This window comes from Parabacteroides gordonii MS-1 = DSM 23371 (assembly GCF_000969825.1).
Lineage (GTDB): Bacteria > Bacteroidota > Bacteroidia > Bacteroidales > Tannerellaceae > Parabacteroides > Parabacteroides gordonii.
On sequence record NZ_KQ033919.1, the window covers coordinates 345,716 to 362,267 of the forward strand.

Below are 16,552 nucleotides of genomic sequence, written 5' to 3' on the forward strand. Positions count from 1 at the left end.
GGGTAAGCAAGACTGGCGTATATTTGCAGCATAATAATTAACATATCATGAATAAACGAGTATTGAGTTTAACCTTATTATTTGCCTGCCTGAGTCTGGTTACCATGCGGGCGGAAGGCCGGAGCGTAGAGTCCTTCAACTCCGGTTGGTCATTTAAAAAGGCCCCGGCGGAAAAAGAACTGGCCGTTAATGCCCGTAAGTGGGACAGCGGTTGGTCGGAAGTTGAAATCCCTCATACCTGGAATGCAAAAGATATGCAGGTGCAGGCTGACAACTTTTACGAAGGGGCAGCCTATTATAAGAAACAATATTTCTTTCCGACCGAACTGAAGGGCAAACGTGTCTTCCTGCGTTTCGAAGGAGTCGGCTCCTGCGCAGAAGTGTTTGTGAACGGGATGCTGGCGACCTCTCATAAAGGTGGCTACTCCGCCTTTGCCTGCGAGATCAGCCCGTTGCTGAAAGCGGGGGAGGAGAACGAGATCATCGTGAAGGCGGATAATAAATCGCGTCCGGATGTTATCCCTATCAATCATAACTTGTTTGGTGTATATGGTGGTATCTATCGTCCGGTATGGCTGATCGTTACCGAGCCTTATAATATATCTGTAACCGATTGTGCTTCTCCGGGTGTTTATGTGACCCAGAAGAATGTATCTAAGAAACAGGCCGATGTCAACGTGAAGGTGAAGCTGGATAACGGAACGTTGCAGCCTGCGTCTGTCACTTTGCAGAATACTATTTATAATCAGGAAGGGAAGCAGATCGCGACGCAAAGCCGGTCTTTCGAACTGAGCGCGCAGGGTGAGCAGGCTTATGAGTCTTCCTTCACGATCAAAAATCCTACCTTGTGGCAGGGACGCGAGAATCCTTATCTGTATAAAGTGGTCAGCCGCCTGATTAAAGACGGGAAAGTGATCGACGAAATGGTGCAGCCGCTGGGATTGCGCAAGTACGAGATCGTTGCCGGGAAAGGCTTCTATCTGAACGGGGAGAAGTACCCGATGTATGGCGTTACCCGCCATCAGGATTGGTGGGGGCTGGGCAGTGCCTTGAAGAATGAGAACCATGATTTCGATTTGGCGACCATTATGGATGTCGGTGCAACCACCGTCCGTTTTGCCCATTACCAGCAGTCCGACTATCTGTACTCCCGTTGCGATAGCCTGGGATTGATCATCTGGGCGGAAATACCTTTTGTAAACCGTGTCAGCGGGGAGGAAGCGGAGAATTGCCGTAACCAGTTGCGCGAAATGATCCGCCAGAGCTTTAATCATCCTTCCATCTATGTATGGGGATTGCATAACGAAGTATATCAGCCGCACCAGTATACCAGAGAGCTGACACAGTCTTTGCACGACCTGGCCAAGACGGAAGATCCGGATCGCTATACCGTTTCGGTCAACGGCTACGGGCATATGGAGCATCCGGTGAATCTGGTTGCCGATATTCAGGGAATGAACCGTTACTTCGGCTGGTACGAAAAGAAGATACAGGACATTAAACCCTGGGTGGAGAATCTGGAGAAAGAATATCCTCACCAGAAACTGATGCTTACCGAATACGGTGCAGATGCCAACCTGAACCATCAGACGGAGTATCTGGGTGAAGCGCTGAACTGGACGAAGGAGTTCTATCCCGAGGCATTCCAGACCAAGACGCACGAATACCAGTGGAGCGTGATTGCGGCACATCCGTATATTATCGCCTCTTACCTTTGGAATACGTTCGATTTCTGTGCTCCGTTGTGGGTACGTGGAGGTGTCCCGGCCCGTAACATGAAAGGGCTGGTTACTTTCGACCGTAAGGTGAAGAAGGATTCTTATTTCTGGTATAAAGCCAACTGGAGCAAAGATCCGGTTCTTTTCCTGACGCAACGCCGTAACTGGGATCGTGAGAAGAAAGAGACATCCGTAACTGTCTATTCAAATATCGGAACGCCGAAGGTGTATCTGAACGGTAAGGAGCTGTCCGGCATCCGCGAAGGATATACTCCCGTACATTATATAATAGATCATGTTACCCTGGAGAATGGAAAGAATATTGTAAAGACTGTCGTTGTGAAAGACGGTAAGACTTACGAAGACGAGATAGAGTGGATGTATAGCGGTGAGAAGAAACGCGACTCAGACCAGTCGGTCAACAAGGAGGAACATGCGGGATTCTGATTTCTCCCGGAACTAAAGGATGAATAAAAAGCAGGTGTTGTAAGACTCGTTCTTGCAACACCTGTTCTGTTTTTACCAGCCGTTGTAATGTATCTGTTTCTTGTTGTATTTATCTTTCGGCTTCTCGATGCCCGTAGGATAGCCGAGCGGGATCACCGTGAGCGGAAGGATATGCTCTGGTAGTTGTAAAGCATCCTGGATTATCTTCATTCGTTCGGGGTATGGATAAGCTGCCGTCCATACGGCACCCAGTCCCATCGACTCGGCGGCCAGCAATATGTTTTGTGCTGCGGCGGAGCAGTCCAGTTGCCAGGCGTTCTCCGACTTAACGGTATCTCCGCAAACGATAATAGCTTGCTTGGTTTCTTTCAGCATGCGTGCCAGTGGCAATCCATCTCCCATTTTATCCAGCAAATCCCGATCCGTGACAATAACGAACTCCCAGGGACGGCGGTCTCTGGAGGAGGGGGCAGCCATGCCGGCGCGAACCAGCGTTTCCAGTTTCTCTTTCTCTACCGGACGTTCCGTGTATTTACGTACACTTTTCCGGTTGAAGATTGTTTCCAATGTCTGGTTAGAGCCATCGCTTTCTTTGGTTTCCGTACCGTTGCAGGCAACCAGGGCTGATAATAATACAATAAAAGAATATTTCCATTTCATACTGCAAACATACAAATTGATCCGGACAAATATGATATCGAGTAATATTATTTCTATCTTTGTGAGGTCACGTTAATACTTAAGCATTATGTCAATCAATTCAATAAACAGACGCCGGGAAGACCTTATTAAACAGATCAGCCAAATAGAGGATGAGGAACTGCTGATTACACTCGAAGATCAGATATTTACTTATCGACAGGGAGCGCAGGAAGCATTGTCTTCTCCTGAAAGTTTAAAGATCCATTCAGTAGAGCATTTTCGTAGTCTGATCGATCAGGTTCTGGAGGATGATAGGAACGGGAGGATGCAGGATGCAGATGAGGTTTTTGCCGAGTTGGAAAGAGAGTGGGCTCTTGAAGAAGAAAATGAGTTAAACAGATGAAAAAGTTGAAGCGGATTATGTCTCCTTTGGCTAAAATGCAATTGAGAGAATTGAGGGCATTTAATAAGGTCTTGTATGGAAAGCTTAGAGCTGATCAAATTTACTCTTCAATCAAGGAATGCATTCAGGTTCTATCTGATTTTCCGGGTTTAGGATATGTAGAGCCTTCATTGCTCGATTATCCCCAGTGTTTTCGGACATTTGTTCAACATCCGAATCTGAAGATCGTTTACTGGGTGGAGGACAATGCTGTAAAAATAGCTATGCTCTTTGATACCCCTCAGGATCCGCAGAAAGTACGTTATACCATCGAACACAGCTCCGACTGGGTATGTGAAGACATGGAGCCTTACGGCTAAATCTGTTTCTGACATTCAAAACAGTAATATATACTGCCTCCCATATAGTTTTCCTTCCGGATCGCTTCTCCGCAGACCGGGCAAGGTTTGCCGCCTGTGTCTTTCGATAGGACAGGGATGTAGCGCCCTTTATTCCCGAACAGGTCTGTCTCGGTGTTACGGCCACCGGCCCGGTATATTTCCTGCAAGGTACTCTTTACGCAATCAAACAACATTTCTTTTTGTTTCTCTGTCAAGGCATTGATACGTGTTTTGGGATGAATGCGAGCATGGAACAGGATGTCTTGCAAGACTCCGTTCCCTAATCCCGGGATTGTTTGCTCGGTGGCGAGGAACGCTTTGGCCGTTTTCTTCTGCTTCTCCTCACTGTTGATAAGGCTGAAAAAATAAGCCTTATCGAATGCTTCGGACAGAACCTGCGGTTTCGTACGGGCTCCTTCCCTGTAGGAACTGAAGTTGCATTCGAAGTTGTTCTCCGGAAAACACATGACTGCTCCGTACATGCGCACCGATCCCATGATGCAGCTTTCATCTTCAAAGGCGATAAGCAGCTGATGCTTCTCCGGTATCTTTTCCCCCGGAGCGTAATAGCGGATATTCATCCCGTCTCCGAAAAGAAGCCTTACGTCTTCTATATCGATCTCTATCAATCCCCCGTAGGCATGTGCTTCTCCGATAGTCTTATTCAGGAGCTTATCCGGATAGCCGGCCGGATCACCATAATACCAGGTAAACTTGTGCGGAGTATATCCCGCACTGACGAAAGTGATCTTTTTCCCTTTGATCGTCTGATTCATTTGTTCCGAGATATACAGGGCTTCCGGTGCTTCTATCATAATATAATGTATTTAGTTACTGGATAAAACGACTTGTTTGAAGCACAAATGTGGGAATAAAAAATGAAACGGGAAAAAGTATTATACCGAATAGGCCGGCATTTCGTAAATAGTTTTATATCTTTGGCTACGTTCAGTTAATGATATTCAATAACGGTAACAACAAGTGTTATTATTGGAACTCTACTTTAAACGATAGTCTTATATGGAAGAAAACAACAAACTCTATTCGCAGAATGCGATAGCTGTAGCGACCTTTTTCGGTGGCCCTTTTGCCGCCGGTATTCTGATACGGAAGAACTGTATAACCCTGGGGCATGAGCGGCAGGGATTTAACGCACTGGTAATCGGTATTATTACTACATTTCTCCTTTTCGGATGTATTTTCGTGATACCGGAGTCCGATTTGGACAAAGTACCGAATGCCTTGTTCCCGACTATCTATACCGCTATCATTTATTATATCGTAGAGAAGTTGCAGGGAAAGGAACTGAAGGCTCATAAAGCGGGGAACGGAGCTTTCTATTCAAACTGGCGCGCTACCGGGATAGGGGCCGTTTGCTGTTTGATCTCTGTTGCCGTACTGATAGGTGGCCTTTGGCTCGGTGAAAAAGACTGGGATATGGATCAATATAATGCGAAGATGGAACAGTTCGACCGGAACGATGCTTTAGGTCTCCATGTCTATGATATACTGGATGATAAGCCGAAGAAGCAAGTAATAGAGTATATTGAAACGGTCAGCATACCTAAGTTACAGGAAAATATGGATTTATTGAAAACAGTGGTTGCGATAGAAGATATCCCTTCCGAATATGTAAAGTACTCCAACTTATTGCTGGACTATTGCCGGGTTCGTCTTGATATGTATAAGGTGACAGCAAAGATCGTAGAAGAGGAAACGGATGCGTACGACCAGGAGATAGAGCGGTTGGGGCAGCAGCTGGATGAAATCATAAAACAGATAAATGAATAAAAAAGGTTGGCAGATCCTTTCTGCCAACCTTTTTATATATAAGTTGAATTGTAAGCTTATTGCATACCTTCCGTTGTCATTTCCTTATTGATCTTCTTAACCAGTCCCTGAAGTACGGCACCCGGGCCTAATTCGATGAAATGATCGGCACCGTCGGCAATCATGTTCTGAACGCTCTGAGTCCAGCGAACCGGAGCTGTCAGCTGGGCGATCAGGTTTGCCTTGATTGTATCGGGATCGGTTTCGCCTTTTGTACTTACATTCTGGTAAACAGGGCAAGCAGGTTTGTGGATCGGAGTTGCTTCGATGGCAGCAGCCAGTTCGGCACGGGCCGGTTCCATCAACGGAGAGTGGAATGCACCACCAACCTTCAGCTTCAGTGCACGTTTAGCACCGGCAGCCAGCAACTTTTCGCAAGCCGCATCGATTCCGGGGATCGAACCGGAGATAACCAGCTGCCCCGGGCAGTTATAGTTTGCACAAACAACAACTTCGTCAGTAATGCTTGCACAAATTTCTTCAACTGTTGCATCCGGCAAAGCCAGAACGGCAGCCATTGTAGAAGGAGTCGCTTCGCAGGCTTTCTGCATAGCCATAGCACGTTTGGAAACCAGTACCAGACCATCTTCAAAAGACAGTGCTCCTGCTGCAACGAGTGCAGAGAACTCACCCAGGGAATGACCTGCTGTCATATCCGGTTTGAACTGGTCGCCTAGAGTTTTAGCGAGAATAACCGAGTGTAAGAATATAGCAGGCTGCGTAACTTTCGTCTGTCTCAGATCTTCGTCTGTTCCTGCGAACATCAGGTCTGTGATGCGGAAACCAAGAATATCATTTGCTTTCTCAAACAACTCTTTTGCAAGGGGATTGTTATCGTAAAGGTCTTTTCCCATTCCGACAAACTGTGCACCCTGACCGGGAAATACATAAGCTTTCATCTTTCTAATCTTTTTCTAATTTCAGTTTTTTAAGACGGTGCAAAGGTAATAAAATTAGAATAATGGAGTGACTATTCGTTACAAATAGTATCTTTGCCCCTATTAAAAGGCGAATATTAACGACTAATTATTATAATATCATGAACGAATTACTATTCTTAGGAAACTTAGGTACTGGCGAAATTGTTATCATCGCCATTGTTGTGTTGTTACTTTTCGGTGGAAAGAAAATCCCTGAACTGATGAAAGGTATCGGTAAAGGTGTGAAGAACTTTAAAGACGGTGTAAAAGGATTAGAAGACGATATTAAGCTCGACGACAACGATAAGAAGTAAAAAATGGAAGAATTGGAACAAGATGAAATGTCCTTTTGGGATCACCTGGAAGAACTTCGTTGGACTTTATTCCGTTCTATTTTAGCACTCTTTGTCTTTGCTATCGGTAGTTTTGCCTTTATGCGTGATATTTTCGATCACGTTATCATGGCTCCCTGCTACGCTGATTTTGTTCTTTATAAATGGTTGTGTGAGTTAAATATATGGCTTATCAGTATAAGCTCCTGGTTCGATGTTCTGCCTGACTTTTGTAATGACGGCTTCCACGTAGATATAGTCAACATCAAGTTGGCTTCCCAGTTCTTTACTCACATGTCGACCTCATTCTGGCTGGCCCTCGTGCTTACTTTTCCCTACTTGATGTATGAGATCTGGAAGTTTGTAAGTCCGGCTTTATACGAGAATGAAAAGAAGAACATCCGGTGGGTATTCTTTTTCGGAACGATTATGTTTTTCCTGGGTTGCGCCGTAGGTTATTTTATGGTATTCCCGATGACACTTCGTTTCCTGGCAACGTATCAATTGAGTGCTAACATTACCGAACAGGTCTCTCTGGATTCGTATATGGATAACTTCCTTATGCTGATCTTTGTGATGGGAATTGTCTTCGAGATGCCGTTGGTATCCTGGCTGCTTTCAAAGCTGGGGCTGTTGCACAGAGGGTTTTTCCACAAATACAGACGACACGCTATCGTCGGATTATTGGTTGCTGCGGCATTCATTACCCCAAGTAGCGATCCGTTTACATTGAGCGTTGTATTCTTCCCGTTATACGGATTGTACGAATTAAGTGCATTCTTTGTCAGAAAAGCTCCGGTAGAAGAGCCTGACGACGATGATGAAGAAGAAAATGAAGCTTAATAGGCCGTAGACATTAGAAATGAATTTATTCAGGCATGGATTTCGCAGATAAAACTGTGGGGTTCATGCCTGATTTATTATATAGCCTAAAATTTGCTTCTTATCTTAAATCATCCTATTTTTGTGAAAGTTAAATTCATTTCCCATGCTGAAGAAAGAAGATTATATACGTCAGTTGACAGCCTGTAAGCAACAGCTTATGCAGAAGTTCGGGTTACGTTCTATCCGTCTTTTCGGCTCTGTTGCACGGGGAGATAACCATGAGGGTAGTGATCTGGATGTTTGTGTGGAAACAGAAACTCCCAACCCTTTTCTACTGATGGATTTGAAAGAAGAACTGGAAAATATGTTTAAGCACTCTGTCGATATCGTTCGTTATCGTGAACGTATGAATCCTTATTTACGTCAACAGATAGAAAAAGAAGGTATCTATGTATAACAAAGAGTTAGCCACATCCATACTGATTCAAATAGAAGAAGCTTTATTGCGATTGAAGCACCGAACGGTTGATATCCATTGTGCAAATGACTTTTTATTATCTCCTGAACGGGTTGAAAAGCTGGATGCTGTTTGTATGCTCTTTATTGCGATCGGTGAAAGTCTGAAAAGCCTGGATAAAGTGACGAATAAGGAGTTGTTGCCGCTTTATCCGGATATACCTTGGAAAAAGGTGATGGGTTTTCGGGATGTAATAGCACACCATTATTTCGATATAGATGCGGAAGAAGTGTGGTGGGTATTGGAAAATGAGCTGGATCCATTGATCGTAGTAATCAAAAAAATGAAAGAGGATATTTAAATTATATAGATTTGATACTGGATTTGTATGTTCTCTTTCGGATCATTCTTATCTTTGTAAACGTCTGAACAAAATTATAAGCAAATGAGGCACATATCATTATTGGCGGTCTCCCTGCTGGCTCTGGTAGCCTGCACGCCTGAGGAACCAAAGGAGGCAGATTATACACAGTATGTTAACCCTATGATCGGTACCGATTTCACCGGAAATACCTATCCGGGAGCACAGGCTCCTTATGGTATGGTGCAGCTTAGTCCTGACAACGGATTGCCGGGATGGGATCGTATCTCCGGGTATTTCTATCCCGATACGACGATTGCCGGTTTCAGCCATACCCATCTTTCCGGTACAGGGGCAGGAGATCTGTATGATATCTCCTTTATGCCTGTCACCCGTCCTTATAAAGAAGCTCCGGCTCCTCTGGGCATTTATTCTACCTTCTCGCATAATGAAGAAGCTGCTTCGGCCGGTTATTACCGCGTCTTGCTGCAGGACTATAATATTAATGTAGAGCTGACGGCTACAGAACGTTGCGGTATCCAGCGTTATACCTTCCCGAAAGCTGAAGCTTCGGTATTCCTGAACCTGAAGAAAGCGATGAATTGGGACTTTACCCTCGACTCCTATATTGAGGTGATCGACTCGGTGACTATCCGCGGATACCGTTTCTCGCAGGGATGGTCGCCTAACCAGCATGTTTATTTCCAGACACGTTTCTCCAAACCGTTTGTCGCCTATCATATGGATACGACTGCTATCGTGACAAAAGATAAGGGACAGATCGGAACCGCTTACATCGCCCGTTTCGATTTTAATACGGAGAAAGACGAAGATATCCTGGTCAATACGGCTATCTCGGGTGTCAGCATGGAAGGCGCAGCGAAGAATCTCCAGGCGGAAGTTCCTTTGAATGATTTCGACAAGTATCATAAAGAAGCAGTTGCCCGTTGGAACAAAGAACTGTCCAAGATCGAGGTGAACGGAAATAATACGGATGACCTCGTGAAGTTCTATACCGCTATTTATCACACGATGATCGCCCCGACCATCTTCAGCGATGTGGACGGCTCTTATTACGGCCCCGACAATCAGATCCATAAGGCGGACGGATGGAATAACTATTCCACTTTCTCTTTGTGGGATACCTTCCGTGCAGCTCATCCGTTGTATACTTATACGGATCCGAAGCGTGTAAACGACATGATCCAGGGCTTCCTGAAATTCTACGAACAGAATGGCGCGCTTCCTTTGTGGAACCTTTACGGCCATGAAACCAATATGATGATCGGTTACCATGCTGTTCCGGTCATTGTGGATGCCTATCTGAAAGGTATCGCGACATTCAATCCGGAACTTGCTTTGCAGGCATGTGTCACCACAGCCAACCGCGATGACTACCGGGGAATCGGAGAGTATAAGAAGTTAGGATATGTACCGGCTAACAGCGATCTGGCTAAATGGGAAAACTGGTCGTTGTCTAAAACAATGGAATATGCTTACGACGACTATTGTATTGCGCGTATGGCAGAGAAGATGGGCAAGAAAGAGATTGCGGATGAATTCTACAAACGCTCACAGAACTTCCGGAATGTGTACAACCCCGAAACAACCTTCATGCAGCCGCGTAATGAAAAAGGACAGTTCGTTTCTCCGTTCAATGCAAAAGATTATACCGAAGATATCTGTGAAAGTAATGCCTGGCAGTATTTCTGGTATGTACCGCAGGATCTGGACGGCCTGATCGGACTGTTAGGCAGCAAGGAACGTTTCACGGAGAAACTGGACAGCATGTTCACTTATGCTCCGGATGCGAAAGAGGATCTGCCGATTTTCAGTACAGGTATGATCGGACAGTATGCGCATGGCAACGAGCCCAGCCATCACGTGATCTATCTGTATAATAAGGTAGACCAACCCTGGAAGACGCAGAAATATGTTGCACAGGTATTACATGACCTGTATCTGAATGCTCCCGACGGCATCTGCGGTAACGAAGACTGCGGACAGATGTCTGCCTGGTTCGTGTTCAGTGCGATGGGTTTCTATCCGGTCGATCCGGTAAGCGGGCAGTACGAAATCGGTACGCCTCTGTTCCCTGAAGTGAAAATGCATCTGGCAGATGGTAAGGTATTCACTATCCTGGCTCCGGGTGTTAATGCAGAAAACATTTATATCCAGTCGGTTAAATTGAACGGCCAACCGTATGATAAGAGTTATATTACCCACGAACAGATTATGAGCGGTGCAACGCTTGAGTTTGAAATGGGTAGCCAGCCGGGGCCGGTTTGGTATAAGAAATAACGTAAGCTTTTGCAGTCGGCAAGCGACGGTTGACTGTTGAGTTTCGCAATCAAAGGTAGAAAATGCCGGATCCGAAAGGTCCGGCATTTTCATTTATCGTATCTGTACTTTTGAGGTTTGCTGTTGATGTTCGCTGGTTGCACGGACAATGTAGTTGCCTTTGTCGAGGTGCGTCGTGAAGAGACAGCCCGACGGGGTATCTGAGTAACGAAGCAGCCGGCCGGCAAAATCATAGATGGCAACGGTTTGCAGGTTCTCCGTGGCGGTGACGATCAGTTGCCCGCGGGCAATCGTATAGATACGGATCGTTTCTGTTTCGATCTTCTCGTTGCCGGTGGGGGTACCTGCACGCAGGAAGTAGCGGCCGTATGTGTTGGCGGCTATTGTGATACTGCTGTTGTCGTGCAGGGGTGTCTCGGTTTTCTTTCCGGCATCGTAAATTGTGGTACCGGTGAAACGGTCGAGACCTTCAAACGAGAGGGTGACTGTTTCGTTGCTATTCCCCTTGGCTCCGTTGCTGTACGTGCCGACCGGGATGTTCCACAGGTTGGAGGTACGGTTGATGCTGGCGGCCATTGTTCCGGCTACGGTGTAGATAGCAGGGAGGTTGCCCAGGTTGGAGTCGAGGAAGAGTTCGGCATCCTCGTTCGCTTTGTACTCTTCGGAGGCTGCCCGGTCGTAGGCGATGACGGCGCGGCTTTGGCGTCCGTCGGCGGTGGTGACAACAAGCGTGAGGAGTGGGAGCGAGGAGGATGATTTTAAGGCGGCGGAACTTGCGGAGGTGCCGGTGGAGGCTAATGCCTGCATGTTGGCACTGAAGGTTACCGTATTGTTATCTGTATACGTTGATGTCCCTGCTTTTTTTACGAAGAACGATTGGAGCGGGGCGATCGGTGCTGCTTCCTTTGTGTTCGTCGTTATCCAGTTGCTGTCGTCAGTACCACCAACGGCGGCAGTTTGGTTACCGCCTGTTACCAGCCAGTATTTTGGTTGCAGGTTGCGGTTTGCATCAAAGAACTTAGAAGCATCCAGATATGCCATGAAGGGGTTGCCGATCAGGTGATAGTCGGCATCCTTACTGGCTGTGTTTTCCCCAAGTGTGATGTTGATTGTTGGGGTATCGGGTGTTGATCCTGTAGGCTTTAGTTCGTTGGATACCAGCTTGCCGGCTTTCTTTTGCTCTTCATCTGTGCGTACATTAACCTGATTGCCGGTAATGGTAGTACCGGACTCGTAATAACTATACTGTGTATCTGCTTTCGGGAAGCGGAATAAAGCTATTGCCGGATCGGTTGCCGGGGTTGTTGTTGTCGACAGGTTGAGAACTTTGACGGAGAAGCCCAATCCTGGCGTGTAGGGTACAGCCACATCATTATATACTCCGCTCCAATTACCAGCTACGGCGACTGTTTTGTCACTGCTTCCTATTGTTATCATATTGGCTTGTTGTTTCCAGCCACGTTGATAAACGGATGGTTGGAAGCGGTTGTATTCGGCCGTGTTAAATGTAATATCCTTGAAGTACTCCGTTGCCTGGGTTCCTGTGTTCATGGTGTACCAGTCGCCGGCCACTACGGATTGTAGTGGAGAGGCCAGGGTGTACCAACGTCTACCTGCCAGTTTGTAATCGATCCAGGCTTTATTGTAGGTCAGGAGTTCAGTGTGCGGCATGGCGGTCGACGGTTCAAAATGGATCTGGTCGACGGTGTTGGTATAATAAGTTTCGCAGTTGTATGCGACACCATTATCATTTGTAGCTGCATCCTTTACCATCAGGTCGTATTCGATATGCGTTGTTGCCGGATTCGTTATGGTGGCGGGCTTATCTGTTGTTAGATCGAGGATTGGATGGGCTGCGCCGCTTTCGACTGCATTCGTGTTTGCAGTGGCTTTGTATAATTGTACCTGCTTTCCTTCGGGAATGGTAACCTTTGTGAAGTTCATTGGGACAAAGCCGTAATAAGTTTCGTTGGGATTATTATAGCCGTTGTCGTAATTGGTACCCTTATGCAATTCGTCGGCAGTGGAGCGGAGCCAGTTGTTGTCGTTGTTCCAGTTGCCGGAGCCGTCGGCGGCGCCTGACCACTTCTGGTATTCGGGGACGACTTTTATATCGAAGGTGAGATTACCCTCACAGGTGTTACCGGGCTTGTTCTCGTTGAAATATACCAATAGCGTGTAGCGGTAACCTTCGCGGAAGTTGATTACCGGTAGATTTTCCTTTGTCATGAAACCGTCGATAGCGAAATAAAGGCGCATATATTGATCAGCTGTTTTAGATATGTCACCATCGGGATTGGGCATAGCTTTTATTTCGTTGATAGTGGCCACCGGCCATGTGGTGTTGTCAAATACGCCTTTATCGTCTATGTCAGCCATTTGCTTTAATACTACCGGATCGTTCGAGTCGATCAGATAGAGGTAGGGATATGTGGCACTTTTTGAAAAAGAAGAGGACGACTTGGTATCCGGATTGGATGTATTATCCGATTCGTCACTATCCTTCGTTTCGGCAATTCCTCTTAAAGGTATCTCTAACATAGAGGAGGCGGTATTGCAGGCTGTTAGTTGATCCTTACCTATCCGGATAGCGGAATGATATGATTTATCCGGAGAAGATGCGTTCTCGTCGGGGTAGATCACATCTTCAAAACCAACCTGCGCAACCGGAGTATTCCCGGTAATATTCAGGGGTACTTCCGTTGGGTCTGTACAGATAATAATATCCACTTCATCTTCGGTTTTTAATTCAATAGGGATAGGGGAGACTACCAGGTTAAAGATATCTCCGCTTTGCCCTGTGATCGGGGCATTCAATAGAAGTTGTCTTATTATTAGTCTCCCTTCTTTCACGAGGGAGGTCAATAATTCTTTTTCCTTTTCCTCTTTTTCAGTTCTCGTTACCCACTCTTTTAGGTCTGTGGCATCAGGGTATTTGTTGCGGAAGTCTATTAACGACTCATGGATGCTAATATCCCCCTGATTATTATTAAATTCTTCTAACGAACCTGTAAACCAGTCGAAATAGACATCATCTTTGATGAGAGTTAAACCCTTACCCGGGATATCGGCATAGAGCTGAACAGTAAAGTTGACGATCTGACCGGCACAGAAGTCCCGGGACGATCCGTCATAAAGTACCCCATTCACCTTTATCCTGTTTTGCGATTTGAGGCGAAAGCTCGTTTTCGTTACGCACGAATTGGGAGACTTCGGTTCCATATAGAAATATTTAAATCTATCTACATCCGGTGTATATGAGCCGTCGTGCTCTATATCCTCTGGATCATGGTTTTGTTCCAAGATTAGAAAATACGTACGGAAAGGTTTCAATTTACAGTAGAGGTCTGCAGTAAGGTTTCTTATTGAAGATTCTGTAACCCGGTATAGAGCCCCTGCTTCTGTTGCGTCGGTAAGATCTTGGATATTTGTTTCTTCCGGTTGATATTCGTTGTTGGAGTCATAATGAGGATCAAAAAGTAATTTGCCAAACTTGGCAAAGTTAGTCATGGAGGCAGGATCGTCTGTCTTATTGGGATAGGCTATTGGCTCGATCGACTCTTCAAATGCGTTTTTTATAGCAGTTTCCTTATCAGGATTTCCAATCGAGTCGTACTTGGCAATAAACATGGCGGAGTCTACAAAGCAATAACTTATATGTGCTCTTGCAGTAGCATCCTGTTTTTTTGTTGTTTCTATTACTCCGGTTCGTGATAGCAGACGCTCCCAGTCGAAAGTCATTTTTAATAGTGCTGATGAATTGTATGAGTCGCAAGTATATGATTTCTGTTCTATTTTAGCATTGGAAGGTGATATATAGACCCGGATATCATCAATGTACATATCACCACCTGATGTCGAGGCACTTTTGTTGTCTACCTGTAATACATAAGAGTCGAAGTCTGTTTTTGTTTCACTCCGGTTGACGAACGAGAAATAGACCTGAAGCCATTCGTTATTTGTCCCAATGCCTGGAATATTTGTAAGCTTACTTGTTTGACCATTCATACAGGTTGCCGGTATCTGGCTGGTCTGGTGGCGGTAGATAGGGGTGTAGGTGCTTTTTCCATTATTATCTGTAACGCCCATAATGGTGAATAACATGCCTGCGTTATCGCCTTTACTATTAGTTTTATTATAATATGCTTTCGCCACTTTAACCCAGGCACTCACAAATAATTCGGAACCCGGACAAAGCTTTTTGTCGAATTTTAGGCGGGCTATGAGCCCCGGTTGGTCAGATGCATCGATATACATATGGTAAGTACTTGGCTTCCCTTCTCTATTTTTCGATACTAATGGATATGAAGGTGGGTAAGGCAATTGTAATCCTAATCCCCAATTGTCTGCTTTTACTTCGGTATAAGTGTTCAGTATAGCATAATAACCCCATTGGGGTACTTGTCTGTTTTCTTTACCTTTGAAATCCTTATTATTATTATTTGCAGGTGCGGTAGCGCTCCCATCGTAAAATCCGTAACTGCTTTCTGACCAGCCGATCGGATAGGGGTAGACTTGCTTTAACCCGTATTCTTTTGCGATGTCAGGGTCAAAATCAAAATCCATTCCCGTTACGAAGGTATAATTCTTTTCCAGGTAATCCGGAGTACGGTAAGAGTAGGTGGCCCACCATGTATTGCCGGCTTTTCCATTCGTGATTTGATTGAGCTGACTTTGTGTTAATAAAACGGAGTTGTCCCTGAAAGTCAGTTTGAATCGGGCGATACGATAAGTTGTACCGTTAATATCTCGGGTTACCAGGATGGTTGCGGTAGAGGTTCCGTCGGGACCTTTATTGACATTTTCTGTACCGTAAGTTGGATCTGTATAAGGATATTCGAAATGAATGATACGGTCGTTTCCGGTTAGGGTGAGAGAAGAAGTTGCTGCTTTACCCCGTAGTTTTATCCCAGCTGTGTTTGTACCCTCTACCAGTGTAACTGTAAGTTCATGATTGTCCAGGTCTTTTGCGACCGGAACGGCATAAGCATTCGGGCTGGAAGCTGTGCTTATCATTTCCTTGGTTTTATCAGGAATACGGATGGAAGGCGCATTTATCTCGTATTCTTCCAGATACTTTTGTTGGGCAGGATCTGTCACTTTCTGTTGTTCCTCAAAGAACTTACGACGCCAGTCCTCTTTATTTTCTATGGATCGTATACAGTAGATGAAACGGTGCGATAAGGTGGGTTCGTAAAAAGTATTCTTAAAGTCACTCTTGGCAGACTCTCCTCTTACAAAACTTTCTGTATAGTCCGTATAGCCTGATACATCACAGGCTATCAGGTATTCGTTATTGTCTGGATTAACCTCGGTCTTGTTTGTGAAACTGTTGTATTCTTCTGTTGTAGGATAATAAAAAGTCATTTTAAGCCGTGAGTTTGTAGAGAGAGGTTGGCCTACGTAACCGTTGGCAAGACGATAAGGAAGGTCTTCCAGACTTGTATTAGGAAGCAATAAATCTGTTATCGTTTTTCCATCTTTCTCAAGGGGAGTATTAACCTGAAAGATTTTTCCGGTTCTGAAATTATACCATCGCTGATAACTTTTTACGCTGCTTGTTATATCTGCACCAACCTCTAAAAAATCAGGTAGCGAAATGTCGAAAGAACTTCCTTCATGTACATAGATAGTATCTACAAGTACATGCGAGGCTTGTATCTGGGTTGTAATACCTCCCCAATTGACATTGAAAGTCTTAGTGCCCATATCGAATTTGTCGTCTCTTTTAGGTTTAAGGTCTTGGTTTTTTTCATCGCGTAAGTCATGCCATTTGGTTTGTTTTTTACTTTGGATAGACTTAGATTCATAATCATTCTTATAAAGATCATCTGTTGTTGTTTGTCCCCAGGTATTGGTGGCAAATACGAATGCTGTCAATAGCATCATAAACAGGACATATATATTCTTTTTACTTCTCATATCTGGTTTACCGT

Annotated in this window: 13 protein-coding genes; 9 read left to right on the plus strand and 4 right to left on the minus strand. The window is 45.2% G+C overall.

The window, feature by feature from the left end; all coding sequences use genetic code 11:
* Positions 1 to 104: 104 nt before the first annotated feature.
* Positions 105 to 2,165 (plus strand): glycoside hydrolase family 2 protein, encoded by a 2,061-nt coding sequence (locus HMPREF1536_RS01415; protein ID WP_225608080.1) that lies wholly within the window; start codon positions 105 to 107, stop codon positions 2,163 to 2,165.
* Positions 2,166 to 2,237: 72 nt separating this feature from the next.
* On the opposite strand, the gene HMPREF1536_RS01420 is transcribed toward HMPREF1536_RS01415, so the two are convergent.
* Positions 2,238 to 2,825, minus strand: a complete 588-nt coding sequence (locus HMPREF1536_RS01420; RefSeq protein WP_028727647.1) for a nitroreductase family protein — start codon at positions 2,823 to 2,825, stop codon at positions 2,238 to 2,240.
* Positions 2,826 to 2,913: 88 nt separating this feature from the next.
* Between HMPREF1536_RS01420 and HMPREF1536_RS01425 the strand changes: the two genes are divergently transcribed.
* On the plus strand, positions 2,914 to 3,210 hold the full coding sequence (locus HMPREF1536_RS01425; protein ID WP_028727646.1) for a hypothetical protein: 297 nt from the start codon (positions 2,914 to 2,916) through the stop codon (positions 3,208 to 3,210).
* Positions 3,207 to 3,569, plus strand: a complete 363-nt coding sequence (locus HMPREF1536_RS27810; protein WP_181988966.1) for a type II toxin-antitoxin system RelE/ParE family toxin — start codon at positions 3,207 to 3,209, stop codon at positions 3,567 to 3,569. The genes HMPREF1536_RS01425 and HMPREF1536_RS27810 overlap by 4 nt, the downstream gene beginning before the upstream one ends.
* Here the strand turns inward: HMPREF1536_RS27810 and HMPREF1536_RS01435 are convergent.
* A complete protein-coding gene (locus tag HMPREF1536_RS01435) occupies positions 3,566 to 4,405 on the minus strand; it encodes a formamidopyrimidine-DNA glycosylase (protein WP_028727645.1) in 840 nt (279 codons plus the stop codon). The genes HMPREF1536_RS27810 and HMPREF1536_RS01435 overlap by 4 nt on opposite strands.
* A 205-nt stretch (positions 4,406 to 4,610) precedes the next feature.
* On the opposite strand from HMPREF1536_RS01435, the gene HMPREF1536_RS26515 reads away from it, so the two are divergent.
* Positions 4,611 to 5,381: a hypothetical protein gene (locus HMPREF1536_RS26515; RefSeq protein ID WP_052349823.1), complete on the plus strand. Its 771-nt coding sequence runs from the start codon at positions 4,611 to 4,613 to the stop codon at positions 5,379 to 5,381.
* A 56-nt stretch (positions 5,382 to 5,437) separates the two neighbouring features.
* Here HMPREF1536_RS26515 and fabD read toward each other — a convergent pair whose 3' ends face one another.
* Positions 5,438 to 6,319, minus strand: coding sequence for an ACP S-malonyltransferase (gene fabD, locus HMPREF1536_RS01445; protein WP_028727644.1), 882 nt, complete (start codon positions 6,317 to 6,319; stop codon positions 5,438 to 5,440).
* 140 nt (positions 6,320 to 6,459) lie between these two features.
* On the opposite strand from fabD, the gene HMPREF1536_RS01450 reads away from it, so the two are divergent.
* The 5 genes from HMPREF1536_RS01450 (at position 6,460) to HMPREF1536_RS01470 (ending at position 10,616) form a co-directional block, all read left to right on the plus strand.
* Entirely contained in the window at positions 6,460 to 6,654 is a 195-nt protein-coding gene (locus tag HMPREF1536_RS01450; protein WP_007652767.1) for a Sec-independent protein translocase subunit TatA/TatB, read from the plus strand.
* A 3-nt stretch (positions 6,655 to 6,657) separates the two neighbouring features.
* Complete coding sequence (gene tatC, locus HMPREF1536_RS01455) at positions 6,658 to 7,515, plus strand: twin-arginine translocase subunit TatC (protein ID WP_028727643.1); 858 nt, start codon at positions 6,658 to 6,660, stop codon at positions 7,513 to 7,515.
* A 145-nt stretch (positions 7,516 to 7,660) separates the two neighbouring features.
* Positions 7,661 to 7,954 carry a nucleotidyltransferase family protein gene (locus HMPREF1536_RS01460; protein ID WP_028727642.1) on the plus strand — a complete coding sequence of 98 codons (294 nt, stop codon included), beginning with the start codon at positions 7,661 to 7,663 and terminating at the stop codon, positions 7,952 to 7,954.
* Positions 7,947 to 8,315: a HepT-like ribonuclease domain-containing protein gene (locus HMPREF1536_RS01465; protein WP_028727641.1), complete on the plus strand. Its 369-nt coding sequence runs from the start codon at positions 7,947 to 7,949 to the stop codon at positions 8,313 to 8,315. The genes HMPREF1536_RS01460 and HMPREF1536_RS01465 overlap by 8 nt, the downstream gene beginning before the upstream one ends.
* Positions 8,316 to 8,399: 84 nt before the next feature.
* Positions 8,400 to 10,616, plus strand: coding sequence for a GH92 family glycosyl hydrolase (locus HMPREF1536_RS01470; protein WP_028727640.1), 2,217 nt, complete (start codon positions 8,400 to 8,402; stop codon positions 10,614 to 10,616).
* A gap of 93 nt (positions 10,617 to 10,709) precedes the next feature.
* Here HMPREF1536_RS01470 and HMPREF1536_RS01475 read toward each other — a convergent pair whose 3' ends face one another.
* The gene (locus HMPREF1536_RS01475) at positions 10,710 to 16,538 is read right to left on the minus strand and encodes a T9SS type A sorting domain-containing protein (protein ID WP_028727639.1); all 5,829 of its coding nucleotides are present in this window, start codon (positions 16,536 to 16,538) and stop codon (positions 10,710 to 10,712) included.
* Positions 16,539 to 16,552 lie beyond the last annotated feature (14 nt).